The following is a 13960-nucleotide window of genomic DNA, read 5'->3' on the forward strand; positions in this document are numbered from 1 at the left end:
GCCATGAAATGTCCGAAATGTGGTCAGGAGTATGAGGGCAGTGCCTGCCCGAATTGTGAACCGGGACCAGAGATTATCGTCAATAATGCAGATTATCTGAGGAGAAAAGAGGCGTATGAAAAGAAGCAGGCTGAAAAAGAGTCTGCTTCTTCTCACACAGACAAGCCGCAGAAAGAATCGGAAGAGGAAAACGCCGATGACCGCAGAGCAGTAAAAAAGAAGCCACAGGAACAGCCGGAGTATGAGGAAATCGATTATCTGGGTATGATGAAAAAGGTGTATGATACCGGAAAAGAAGCAGCAGGCAGTGCCGCAGAGGAGCTAAAGAAACGAAAAGGCTTTTTTAGCAGATACCGGAAACGGATTATCGCGGCAGTGCTGGTTGTATGTGTACTGGCAGGCGGCGGATTTGGCATTTACAAGCTTGCTTCCCGTAAAAATTATGTGCTTTATATGAGTTCCGGTGCAAAGATTTACAATGTTGCAGGGCTGGAAAATAATTATGTGTGTGAAAATAAGCAGGCGGTTTTTGCAGTCGATAACCGTACATTTTACACGCCGCAGTTTCCACAGCAGATTGATGCCGATGCGGTGACAAATACGCTTGCAAGCGACAACGGGGAATATTTTGCGGCAACCGTCTATGATGAGGGCAGTGCGCAGTATGCGCTGTATACATGGAAAGATGGACAGGATGCGGTACAGGTGTCTAAAAATGCCTATGATAAAGATATCGGTTATATTACGAATAAAGGAAAAGTTATTTATTCCGATGTCGAGGTTGTCAATGAGGAAGGCGGACTCGGAGCTATGCAGTTATATGTATACGATGCGTCCGGAAAGCTTACACTCATAGAAGGGCAGTTAAAGGAATATTTTGTGTATGCGGCAGAAGAAAAAATTGCCTGCTACAACAAGAATAATGTATTGTATCTGTATGATTATGATGAGAATAAAAAAGAAAATGAATTATCTGACAGTGTCAGAAGCGTGTATGCAGAAAGTGCGAAGGCAGATAACTTTTTTACGGCAAAGGCAGATACGGTAAATACTTCAAAGAATGCCCATGCGCTGATTTTCAGTGACGACGGTGAGTGGTACTACTACAACATTTCAGAACAAAAGACAAAGTATATGATGCAGGAACTGTCATCTTCCGTAGAAATAATTTATGAGGAAAAGGCAGGGTATCTGTATCTTTTAGCGCCGAATAAAATTACCTATGCGGAATTGTCACAAGACGGTATTAAAGAACGTGTGCAGGTTGATACACTGCTGCAGGCAGATTATGAGTATCTTCCGGCGGATAATATACTGGTGTACATTAATGCAGACGGTACACTCTGTTACAGTGAAAAAGGAAAGAAAAGCGGGATTACATCCGGCGTCACGGCAGGAACACTCAGCAGTGTGGACAATACACAGAACGGTATTACTTATATCAAAGACGGTGTGCAGTATTATTGTGCATCGGTAAAGGGCAGTCCTGTAAAAATGTGTGAGCAGACGGAACAGACAGACACGGCATATACACTGCTGTATAAAAACAGGCTGTATTTTTACGATGCCGACGGACAGCTTTATTCCTGTGCAAAAAAAGGGAATGGGCTTGAGAAGGTTGGCGATGTCAGCCGTTTCTGGCTTGGAACAAAATATCAGTAAAACGGTAAAGTATTTAATGCAACAGTACCGGGCAGAAAGACGATAATCTGCCGGTGCGGGTGCAAAGTAAAAAAGGACGGAATCAACAGTATCTGAAACAGATTTAAGTTTCAGATACCGGGGATTCCGTTTTTTGCGGCTTATTGTATGCTGTTATATCGTTTTTTTATCCTGTACGGTTATGCTGTATTTCTAAATCACGCGGCACCGGTAAGTTTCCGGAACATTTTAAACAGTGCATCGCCGTATGTGGCAGAAGAAACAGACTGTGCGGCAGTGATATCGACCGTGCCGATGGTCTTTCCGTCCAATGTGTATGTCAGGGTGCCGATGACGTCCCCCTCGTTTACAGGTGCTGTGACTGTTTCAGGGAGAGTCAGTTGTTTTTCGATGCTGGCGGTATCGACAGGTTCTAAGAATAAGGTCGAAAATTCTTTTGCATAGGAAAGTGAAAGCGTATCGCACTGCCCACCGGATACGGATAGGTTTGGGAGCTGCGGCATTTCAGTATCGTGATAAATGTCGCATACACTATATCCGTAATTCAGCAGCGTTACGGCATCTGAAAAACGGGTCTTACTGTCGGGAGCAGCCATGATAACGGCAATTAATTCAACACCGTCTTTATTGGCGGTTGCAGAAAGACAGCATTTGGCAAGTCCGGTAGAACCGGTCTTTAAGCCTGTTGCCCACTGATATTGTTTAATAAGCTTATTCGTGTTTGTCAGACCGAACTCACTTTCGCCTTTGCGGGTAACGTGCGTAATCGTATCCATCCAGATGGTTGAGTAATTGTGAATCTGAGGATACTGCACAATCAGTTCACGGCTCATCAGGGCAACATCCCTTGCAGTTGACATATGCCCGTCTGTATCCAGTCCGCAGCAGTTGATAAAAGTAGTGTTATTCATGCCAAGTCCTTTGGCACGCTCATTCATTTTGGCAACGAAGCCCTCCTCGCTGCCGGCAATCAGTTCCGCCATGGCAACACAGGCATCGTTGGCACTGGCAACACTGATACATTTAATCATGGTTTCGACCGTCTGTGTTTCGCCGGGTTCTAAAAAGACCTGGCTGCCGCCCATGGAAGCGGCATATTCGGATACGGTCACATCGTCGGTCAGGTTGATTTTACCGGAGTTTAATGCATCAAAAATCAGAATTAATGTCATGATTTTTGTAATGCTTGCGGGGTGTAAGACTGTATCGGCATCTTTTTCATAAATCACCTGTCCGGTGGAAGCTTCCATTAAAATGGCGGCGGGCGAGGTAATGGCAGGACCATTGTCGGAATTTCCGGCATATGTAATGCAGGGGAAAACGGAGGTTAACAAAAAACATACGGAAAGAAGTAGGGCAGTCAGACGGACTGCCGGATAAAGAAGCACAGTTTTACGCATAAGAAGCTCATTTCCGCTAAAAAGCAATTCATTTTCTTAATGCAGTATATGAAATAGACTTAATTTGTATGCTTTTGCTGTATTTTTTTGTGAAAAATAGGCAAATCTGCTTTCGGGTAGTGAAATTTGAAAAAAAATATGTTATATTTCTTATTATTGGGTTTACTAGAGCCTGTGGAGGAATAAATGAGTAGTAATGTAAAAGATGTTATTTATTCTGTTTACAGAATACGGATGAGTGATTACCGTATCATCTCGGCAGATGAAAATTTTGAGAAACTGACAGGATATACTGAAAAAGATTACAGAGAAAATCAATTAAAACATACCGATTTGATTCCGGCAGAAGATATCGTTGAATATATAGAAAAGATGATGCAGATACGCAGGAACCAGAACGAAAATATACAGGAACACCGTCTGGTAAAAAAGAATGGCGATATCATTGTAGTTTTCTGTTATGGAAAAATCTACAAAGATGAAAAGACCGGGGAAATGCAGGCGCAGATTATTGTTTCAGATGTTACCGATACAGCGCCGCTTTCCCAGGTTAAAATAGAAAACAGCAGTTATATGGAAATATCAGAACATGATATGCTTACAGGTCTTTATAACCGAGGCAGTTTTGAAAAACGGGTAAATCACGATTTAGCACTGCTTAATGATGGCAACTGTGCGATTATTGTAATGGATATCCGTGAATTAAAATGGATTAACGACACATACGGACGTTCCGCGGGGGACATGGTAATCAACAATATGGCTGCCAATATGGTATCTATATTCCGTTCCGATGTGGTGATGTCCCGTATTGGCGGCGATGAGTTCTGTCTGTATATTCCACTGTACGAAGAAAAGATGCAGCAGCAGTATATGGATAAAATTATGCAGGTAGCAGAGCAGACAACAATTACCGGATATCCGGATGTGCGGATAAAAGTGACAGTGGGAACAGCGGTGAGTTCACGTTTCGGCACAGATTTCTGGCAGCTTTACAGCAGCGCGGAAACGGCGTTAAAACAGGCAAAAGAAAAGGGAATGACAGGTGTTTCCGTACAGGCTGACAATCCGGTATATAAAGAGGCATATACAGAATCCATTCTTGTAGTAATGGCAAATGATGGTATCCAGCATATGGTGGGAGATATCTTTACGGGAAAATATAAAATTATTAAAGCAGATACCAGTCAGGAGGCAATCGAGATTGTTGATGAAAAAAAGGATTCTCTGTGTCTGGTGCTGACGGAAATGTATGCCAATGGGATAAACGGTTTTGATTTACTTGATTATATGCGGAAAATGGATTATATCGATAATGTTCCGGTTGTTTTTTTATCCAGTGAATATATAGAAGATGTCTATAAAAATGCATTTGCACATGGTGTTATTGATATTGTGACAAGTCCGATTGATACATACAGCTTCAGCAGCCGCTTAAATAACATCATTGATTTATATAAACACAAAAATGCGTTAGAAGAAAAGACCATGCGTCAGACCCGGAAGATACAGCGGCTGAATGAAAAAATTATTGAATCTCTGGGCAATGTTGTAGAATTCCGTGATGTGGAATCCGGTGCGCATATTAAGCGTGTGAAATTTTTTACAAAAATCCTGGCGGAATGTGCAAAAGAGGAATGCCCGGAATATGGACTGACCCAGAACGATATTGATATGATTGTACAGGCATCGCCATTACATGATGTGGGAAAAATTTCAATTTCCGATACGATTCTGCTAAAGCCGGGAAAACTCACACCGGAAGAATTTGAGATTATGAAGACCCACACAACGAAGGGATATGATATTATCCTTCGTATTTTTAACGATGAAGGGGAAGAAGAATATATGCAGTACTGCTCGCAGATTGCAAGGTATCATCATGAAAAATACGATGGGGGCGGATATCCGGAAGGACTTACAGGAGATGAAATTCCAATTGGTGCACAGCTGGTGTCACTGGCAGATGTCTATGATGCGCTGATTAGTAAACGCTGTTACAAACCGTCATTTTCATATGATACAGCTTATCAGATGATTCTGGACGGAGAGTGCGGTATATTTAACCCAAGATTATTACAATGCTTTATAAAGAAAAAGAATGAATTAGAGGCAATGGCAGAACAGTTTAAAGACTAAAAGGGGATAGTGTGAAAAAGCCTTAAATCAAAGCTTTTTCACACAGGGATTTGTTTTTGAGCAAAAACAAATCCCCTTGATGGCAGATGAGGAACCGCCTGCGCGGATTTCTCATCGCCCCTTCGCAACAAGTTGCCAAGGAATGAGGATAACTATGGATTTATTTGATTATATGCGTGAAAATACAATAAAGCAGGAATCGCCGTTAGCATCTCGTTTAAGACCGCAGACACTGGATGAAGTGGTGGGGCAGCAGCATATTATCGGAAAGGACAAGCTGCTCTACCGCGCCATTCAGGCAGATAAATTAAGCTCCATTATTTTTTACGGACCGCCGGGAACGGGAAAGACGACACTGGCAAAGGTCATTGCTCATACGACTAGTGCGGCATTTGAACAGATTAATGCGACTGTTGCCGGGAAAAAAGATATGGAAGACATTGTTGCCAAGGCAAAAGATAATCTCGGCATGTACGGTAAAAAGACGATATTGTTTGTCGATGAAATTCATCGTTTTAATAAAGGACAGCAGGATTATCTGTTACCGTATGTGGAGGATGGGACGCTGATTTTAATCGGAGCGACAACGGAAAATCCCTATTTTGAAGTCAACGGCGCTCTTTTATCCCGCTCGGTTATTTTTGAATTAAAGCCGCTTGAAAAAGAAGATATTAAAAAGCTGATTGTGCGTGCCGTACAGGACGAAAAAAAAGGCATGGGCAGCTTCCATGCACAGATTGACGAAGATGCGCTGGAATTTCTTGCAGACGTAGCAAACGGCGATGCAAGAAGTGCGTTAAATGCAGTAGAACTGGGAATTCTTACAACGGCAAAATCAGAAGACGGAAAAGTGCATATCACACTGGATACGGCACAGGAATGTATCCAGAAGCGTGTGATCCGCTATGATAAAACAGGCGATAACCACTATGATACGATTTCAGCATTTATTAAGAGTATGCGCGGCTCAGATCCGGATGCCACCGCCTATTATCTGGCAAGAATGTTATATGCCGGGGAGGATGTGCGGTTTATTGCAAGGCGGATTTTAATCTGTGCGAGTGAAGATGTGGGCAATGCAGACCCGCAGGCATTGGTAGTTGCTTCGGCGGCGGCACAGGCGGTTGAGCGGCTCGGTATGCCGGAAGCACGGATTACGCTTTCACAGGCGGCGTTGTATGTGGCATGCGCACCGAAAAGCAATGCGGCTTATATGGCAGTCGATAAGGCAATGGAAGTGGTAAAAACACAAAAGACCGCTCCAATTCCGGCACATTTGCAGGATGCCCACTATAAGAGTGCGGCAAAGCTAGGTCACGGTGCAGGGTATCTGTATGCACATGATTATAAGAACCACTATGTCAGACAGCAGTATCTGCCGGATGCATTAAAAGACAGTCGTTTTTATGAAATGACAGAAATCGGTTACGAGAAAAAGATGAAAGAGCATTTAGATAAAATCAAAGCGGAGGCTGATTCCGAATGAAGGAGTATATCAATCGATTAGCAAGAGGAAAATTTACATATCAAAGACCAGAATTAGAAGTGCAGGATTATACGCTGACCGGCAGTGTCACGGCAGGCGGACAGGGAATGTTTACGTTCCGGTTTACGGCATCACAGCCGGCTTACGGCATTGTATTATCCAGTCATGCACGTGTCCGCATTGAAAAACCCCAGTTTGGCACGACACCGGCAGAGATAGTTTATACGGTAGATGCCGCGGATTTAAAAGAAGGTACGGTGATTCAGGGACAGTTTTATATTGTCAGCAGTGCGGGTGAAAAAAGCGTATCTTATGAATACACGGTTGAAGCGCAGAAGGTCATGACCAGCATGGGAGCAGCAGGCAGTATGTTTCATTTTGCCAATCTTGTACAGACTTCACCGGAGGAGGCAGCAGGCTTTTTTTTATCGCCGGATTTTAAACGGATATTTTTAAAAAACGATCCGGTACAGACCAATATTTATGATGTGGTAAAAGGCGCTAAAAACGGCAGTGAAGCCAACGTTTATGCAGCAATGGAAGAATTTTTAATTGCCGTGCGGAAAAAATCACCGGTTGGCATAGATGTTTTTCCGCAGACAAAGACATTTGCGGATTTTACGGAAAGCGTGAAAGAGCGTATAACGATTACCAGGAGCGGCTGGGGGTATACGGAGCTTACGGTTGAAACGGATGTACCGTTTATCTGTCCGAAGATAACACGCATTACGTCTGAAAATTTTACGGGCAATAAGTATGAACTGGAATATGTCATTGATGCGGACAAGCTGCACGCGGGCAGGAACTGGGGCAGAATGACAATCTGTTCTTTTACGCAGAAATATACGGTTGAAATTGAAGTAGACTGCGCCGGACAGGAAAATACGCACCGTGAGAAAAAGCAGGCGGCGCTTGCACTGGTTCAGGAATATTTAAGTTTCAGAATGAAGCGGGAAGACAAGCGGGCATGGCAGGACAAATCTTTACAGATTATAGAACGCATGCGCGGTATCTGCGATGACGATATTTTTTTCAAGCTGGCACAGGCACAGATTCTGCTGGTGCAGAACCGCAGTGATGAAGCCGGCTGGCTGATTGACAATGTCAGGGATTTTCTTGAAGAAAATAAGGACAGCCATGTGGAATTGTACTGTTATTACCTGTATGTCAGTGCAATGTATTATAAAGATAAGTCCTATACCTTTGCGGCAGTTAAGGTAATCCGGGATTATTATGAAAACGGCTATGATACGTGGCGTGTCCTGTGGGTTTTATTTTATCTGGATGTTTCTGAAGATGCGAATAAGAGCATTAAGCTTTTACGGATTAAGGATGCATACCACAACGGCTGTGTAAGCCCTGTGATGTATTATGAAGCGTTACAGATTTTAAATGCACAGCCGGAGCTTTTGCGTGTGTTAAACGATTTTGAACTGCACATTTTACAGTTCGGCTGTAAGTACGGCATAATTTCCACGAAACTGACTTTGTATGTGTGTGAAATGATTGCGAACGGAAAAGTGGCAGATATGCAGTATTTAAGACTGCTTAAGGCATTAAACGACTTTTTTGACAAGGATGAAATCTTAACCGTACTTGTTACACATATGATCCGCAATGAGCTGGTTGGACCTGAATACGCAGGACTGTACGAGAAGGGAATTCTGCGTGGACTCCGCATTACACGCCTGTATGAATTTTATATAGAAAGTTTAGATAAAAAAGAATTAAAACGCCTGCCGCAGATTGTACTGCGTTACTTTACATATGAGAGCAGTTTAAGTACAAAAAGCAAGGCATATCTGTATGCGGACATTTTAAAAAATCACAGCAGCTCCAGAGAAATCATGAACACGTATGCACCGCAGATAGAGCGGTTTGCCTATGGGCAGATGAAAAAGGGATATATTGATCCTTATCTGGAAGTGATTTATGGATGGCTGTTTCAGAATGTCGGTGTCAATGAAGAAACGGCACCATTCTTGTCAAGATACTTATTTACATACCGTATTACCGTATTCAATGACAAGATTGAGTCGGTGCTGGTAAAGCACAAGGAACTGCGCAAGGGACAGCGCTGTACGCTGGTGGGACGGACTGCCTATGTGCAGATGTATACAAGGGACTGCATTCTGATGTTTGAAGATGCAGGCAAACAGGTACATAAAGGCAGTATCCAGTATGAAATCGAGAGGGTTTATGATAATCCGGCATATTTAAAAGCGCTGGATGATTACTGCAGCAAAGACATTTATCTGCTGCTGAACTGGTTTGAACAAAGCTTAGAACAGCGTAAAAACGATGAAGAAGCCTGTGCAGTCTGTCTTGCATTGATGGCAGACGGCAATGTCAACCAGATTACAAGAAAACGGTTAAACAGCTGGCAGATACAGTATTATCATGAATATTATCATGGCGAAGATTTTGGAGAGCGCTATGAAAAGATTTTAAAAGAAGAATTGCAGATACACGATGCAGCGCTGCTGATTGAAACGTGTATTGCAGAAGGCATGTATGAGGATGCTTTTGATTTGGTATGTGAATACGGTTTTGAAGAAGCCGCACCGGCAAAGCTTTTACGTATGGCAAGAAATATGATTTTGTTAAGACCGCAGGAATACAATGAAAAACTGCTGGCGTGCTGTATTCATGTGTTTGATGAGGGCAAGTATGACGAAAATGTACTGGCATATTTAGAACAGTTTTATCAGGCAAAGTCCGATAAAATGATGAAAGTATGGCGTGCCTGTGCAGGATTTAGGGTGCCGTGCCAGGCACTGGCAGAGCGGATACTGGTGGAACGGCTATTTACAGGAAATTTATCTGGCAGAATTCCGGAAGTTTTTACGTATTACCGTCAGCAGCTGCCGGATGCGGCGGTTGAAATGGCTTATCTGGCAGAAAATGCGTACCGTTATTTTGTGAAACATGAAACGGCAGACGAACAGGTCTTTACCTGTATCGGCGGATATCTGCTGGAAAATAAAAAAATGCCGCCGGTGTGTGGTATGGCATATTTAAAATACCATACGCAGTTTGGACAGGAACAGCTTGGCGCTACACATATGCTGTTACTGCAAAAGCTGATGGATATGCTGTGTGCGGAAAATATTTTCTTTTCATTTTATGAGCAGTATAAGGGGATACTTTCCCTTCCGTATAATGCGGCAGACAAAACAACTGTAGAGTATTATGCACCGGAAAACAGCAAAGTACAGATATTCTACCGTCATGATGATAAGGAAGAATATCAAAGTGAAGTGTTATCCTGTGTGGCAGGCGGTGTTTATGCAAAGAGCTTTTCTTTGTTTTACGGGGAAAGCATACAGTACTATTTTCTGGAAGATGACGGAAAGAAAAAGAAAAAAACACAGGATGCCAGCCTGCTTTGTAACAATGTGACACCAAAAGAGCCGCAGGGACGTTTTGATTATTTAAATGATATGCTTGTCAGCATGGAAATGCATGATATGGCAACCATGAAAAAACTCATGCAGGGGTACTGCGTGCAGGATTACATTGTGGAACAGATGTTTCAGCCTTTTTAAGAATGAAGGAGCTGCGCAGGCGGCAGAAGGAGATTGAATTGATAGTTGGAATAGATATCGGGCAGGAAAGTTCCCAAATCTGCTATTATGATGAACAGCAAAGACAGCCGGTATCGGTAAGCGTTGTAAATTCCGTGGACAACCGGCAGAAGTATCAGTTTGGATTTATGCTATCCGGTGCCAATCAGGATAATTTAAAAGAACTTCTTTGTACGCTGCTTGCGCTGCTTCCAAAAAACGGGCGAAAGGCAGGAGAACGGGATTCTATCTGTGTCACCGTCAGTGATTTTTCAAAGCCGGTGTTAGAAAAACTCTCGGCGGCAGTACAGCTTACAGGGTATGCAAAGGAAAACTGGAGTTTTATCAGCCATGAGGAAGCTTATGCGTATTACGCCTTTTCACAAAAAAAAGAGCTGTATGTCAACGGCGCGGTTTTACTCGATTACAGGGAAGACGGACTGCATACGCATTATATGACGATTGTAAAAAAAAGCGGTCAGGAAATGATACCGGAGGAAAGCCACGTTTACAGCTCCGAAATGATTTGTTCCGTGCCGCAAAGACGGAAAACACTGGCGCAGGCTGAAAAAGAACTGATACACTGTGTGCAGGATGCATTAAAGGATAAAATCGTATCTGCGGTATATCTGACGGGCGCCGGTTTTGAAGCAGAAAATCTGCCCAAGGAACTGACCCATGTGCTGTGCGCGCGCAGAAAAGCATTTGCGGGACAGAATCTGTTTGTAAAAGGTGCTGCATATGCTGCATTAAAGGAAGACACTTCTGCCGGTCATAGCAGCGGCAGACTGCTGGCGTGCAGAAACCGCATTACCACGGGGCTTGAATTAAATATCAAAGAACGCGGCGAGGAAAAGCGGTTCCGCATGGTCAGACCGGGAACGAACTGGTACGAAGCCGGACGCAGTGTGGAACTGATACTGGAAGATATGAGAACGATTCCTGTTATTTTGCACAGATGTGACACCGGACATGAATGGACACAGGAAATTGACATCAGTGCGATACCGTTCCGCCAGGGCAGGATGACAAGAGTGGCTTTTGAAGTCCGTTTTGACAGTGACAGCCATTGCGTGGTACGGATAGAAGATATGGGCTTTGGCGGATTTGTCAAAAGTTCCGGGGTTGTAGTGGAAGAAGAAATAAATTTGGAAACAGACAAAATTGCACAGAAAGAGGAATGAATATGAGCGGAATCATTTTATGCCGGACCGGGCGGGCATTAAAGCCGCTGGTTTTGGAAGAACCGGGGGTACAAATCTATTCACTGGAAGAATTGTGCTATTATATATACAACAATATCTATATTCTGACAAATGCATTTTTAGATGAAAAACTTATTGCGTTTATCCGGACAGAGATTAAGGAACCGTTGCTGGCAGACAAGCTTGAGCAGTTGAAGTGTGAAAATGCAGGGCTGGCGGAAGCGGTTGTGACCATTTTAAAGTATGTGGATTATTATGATACGGCAGAAATTGAACAGGTAAAGGACCTGCTTGCGATGCTGGATACACAGAATGTCTATGAACGGATGAAAATGCGTGCAGACCGGTTCCTTGAAAAAGGCTGCTATTATAGTGCAATCAGCAATTATGATAAAATTGTAAATGGAGAGCGCGACATCAATCTTTCAGGGCTGTTTTACGCAAAGGTCTATCACAATCTGGGAACTGCCTATGCCAGAATGTTCTTCTTTGAAAAAGCGGCAAAGTATTTTGAAGAAGCGTATAAAATCGGTCAGCATGAAAAGTCCCGGAAATGTTATCTTGCGGCATGCCGTATGGCAGAGGGTGAGGAACAGATACAGGATATGCAGGCACCGGAAGAAGAACAGGTGCTGCAAAGAGAACTGGAACTGCTTACAGACAATGCACGTTACAGCGATGAATACCGTGCGATGCAGAAAATGGAACACTTAAAATCCGACGGTGAAGTAGCACAGTATTATAAGGCGATTGATGACTGCATGGACAGATGGAAAGCGCAGTATAGAAGGTATACGTCATAGACGGATGAAATGAGGAAATATGGGATTATTAAATTATATCAAGGGAACAATTAAAGAAAATTACGATTTGGAAGATATCGAGGACATTGAAGACATTGATGATTTTGTCTATGACGATGAGCAGAATACAGGGGAAGAACAAAATGCGGATAATTCGCGGACAGAAGATTTAACGGGACTTGTCAGCGAATTTGAAAAAAATTATCAGAAGCATGAAAAAAAAGCAAAAGCACCGCAGAAAAAGAATAAAAAGGTCAGTTCCGAAGAAAAAATTCAGGAACAGCGCAGAAAAGCAAAAGAAGAAGAAAAAAAGTATGATGAGCTGTTAAACAGTGTGCAGGCAAAGTCCCTGATTCATGTAGTAGATAAGATGAATCAGGCAGGGACACAGGAAAATTATTCGGGGAAGCTGGCAAAAGAAGAAAAAGAAGAAACGGAATATTTAAAACAGCTTGAAAAAAAAGAAGAAAAAAAGCGGATTCAGGAAGTTTTAAATTATTCGGAAGAAGATAAAGAATTCGATGCCAGTGCCGTACATATCCCGGATGTATCCAGAACACCGCGCCGTCTGGACAATATTAATACGGATTACTACGATAAGGAAGAAACAAAAGCCTATATCCGCAGCCAGTGTGAAATCATGGAAGAAGCCACCGGACACATTGAACTGGCGATGGAAGAATACAATGTCGTTACGGAACATTTTTCGGATATCCAGCTGATTGATACGGCACCGGACAATATCCGCAGAAGGATTACGGAAACGGCAGACCGTGTAGATAATCTGACGGTAGACCGGCGGATTTTTAAATCCGGCGAGCATAAGCTTTCCACCCATACGTATCACCGCATGGAACAGTTTGAAGATGAACTGCCGCGTGGTATGAAGTATCTGGAAAAACAGGAATCGTATTATGAAACCGTCAAACGGGATATGAGGATTCTTGAAGGGGAACGCATGAGTCTGCGCATGGAGGCTGCGGCACTCACAACGCGCCAGCTGCGTATCAGAAGCCTTGCCCTTGCCGCGATTGTCGGGCTGGCATTCGTATTTATGGTATTTTTCATTGCGCTTTCCGTAACGGAAGATACACAAAATACCATGCTTTATATTGTCGTTGCCTTTCTGGGAGCGGTGCTTGCCCTTGGCATGTTTGCCCTGCTAAAATATACGGAACGGCAGGTTCTGGTGACGGAAATCAAACTCAATAAAGCTACGACATTACTGAATAAAACAAAGATTAAGTATATCAACGCAGCCAATACGCTTGATTATGAATATCATAAATATCATGTCAGAAGTTCGTATGAACTGTCAAAGAAATATGAAGTTTATATGGACATGAAAAATGAGCAGCGCAAGATTGTACAGATGACGACCAAATTAAGTGAAGCAGAAGAAGATTTACTGGATTTACTCAAAAAACTCGGACTCTATGATGCCAAATTGTGGCTGTCACAGGTACGTGCCCTTGTATACAGCAAGGATATGGTGGAAGTGCGGCACGATTTGAATACACAGCGCCAGAAACTGCGCAAACAGATAGAATATAACGAAAACAGGATTGAGGAAGCAAAGAAGAATATTAAAGAGGCAGCGGTCCGTAATCCCGACTGTATGGACGAAGCAATCCATATTATTGAGCAGTTTGAGAGTAAAAACGTAAGAAATCAGTAAAAACTGCTTGCCAATTTGTAG

Annotated in this window: 8 protein-coding genes; 7 read left to right on the plus strand and 1 reads right to left on the minus strand. The window is 43.0% G+C overall.

Translation table 11 applies throughout. The features are described from left to right. Positions 1 to 3: 3 nt before the first annotated feature. Positions 4 to 1662, plus strand: coding sequence for a hypothetical protein (locus WMO37_RS00935; RefSeq protein ID WP_349154037.1), 1659 nt, complete (start codon positions 4 to 6; stop codon positions 1660 to 1662). Between the two features lie 197 nt (positions 1663 to 1859). On the opposite strand, the gene WMO37_RS00940 is transcribed toward WMO37_RS00935, so the two are convergent. Further along, positions 1860 to 3062, minus strand: a complete 1203-nt coding sequence (locus WMO37_RS00940; protein WP_349154038.1) for a D-alanyl-D-alanine carboxypeptidase family protein — start codon at positions 3060 to 3062, stop codon at positions 1860 to 1862. A 186-nt stretch (positions 3063 to 3248) separates the two neighbouring features. On the opposite strand from WMO37_RS00940, the gene WMO37_RS00945 reads away from it, so the two are divergent. The 6 genes from WMO37_RS00945 (at position 3249) to WMO37_RS00970 (ending at position 13939) form a co-directional block, all read left to right on the plus strand. Further along, positions 3249 to 5201, plus strand: a complete 1953-nt coding sequence (locus WMO37_RS00945; RefSeq protein ID WP_349154039.1) for a diguanylate cyclase domain-containing protein — start codon at positions 3249 to 3251, stop codon at positions 5199 to 5201. A gap of 154 nt (positions 5202 to 5355) precedes the next feature. After that, positions 5356 to 6687: a replication-associated recombination protein A gene (locus tag WMO37_RS00950; protein ID WP_227089581.1), complete on the plus strand. Its 1332-nt coding sequence runs from the start codon at positions 5356 to 5358 to the stop codon at positions 6685 to 6687. Continuing rightward, complete coding sequence (locus WMO37_RS00955) at positions 6684 to 10235, plus strand: DUF5717 family protein (RefSeq protein ID WP_349154040.1); 3552 nt, start codon at positions 6684 to 6686, stop codon at positions 10233 to 10235. The genes WMO37_RS00950 and WMO37_RS00955 overlap by 4 nt, the downstream gene beginning before the upstream one ends. Positions 10236 to 10273: 38 nt before the next feature. After that, positions 10274 to 11437 carry a DUF5716 family protein gene (locus tag WMO37_RS00960; RefSeq protein WP_349154041.1) on the plus strand — a complete coding sequence of 388 codons (1164 nt, stop codon included), beginning with the start codon at positions 10274 to 10276 and terminating at the stop codon, positions 11435 to 11437. Positions 11438 to 11439: 2 nt separating this feature from the next. Beyond that, a complete protein-coding gene (locus WMO37_RS00965) occupies positions 11440 to 12261 on the plus strand; it encodes a hypothetical protein (RefSeq protein WP_349154042.1) in 822 nt (273 codons plus the stop codon). A gap of 19 nt (positions 12262 to 12280) precedes the next feature. Then, entirely contained in the window at positions 12281 to 13939 is a 1659-nt protein-coding gene (locus tag WMO37_RS00970) for a hypothetical protein (RefSeq protein ID WP_227089585.1), read from the plus strand. Positions 13940 to 13960 lie beyond the last annotated feature (21 nt).

Source organism: Lachnospira intestinalis, from assembly GCF_040095895.1.
Lineage (GTDB): Bacteria > Bacillota > Clostridia > Lachnospirales > Lachnospiraceae > Lachnospira > Lachnospira intestinalis.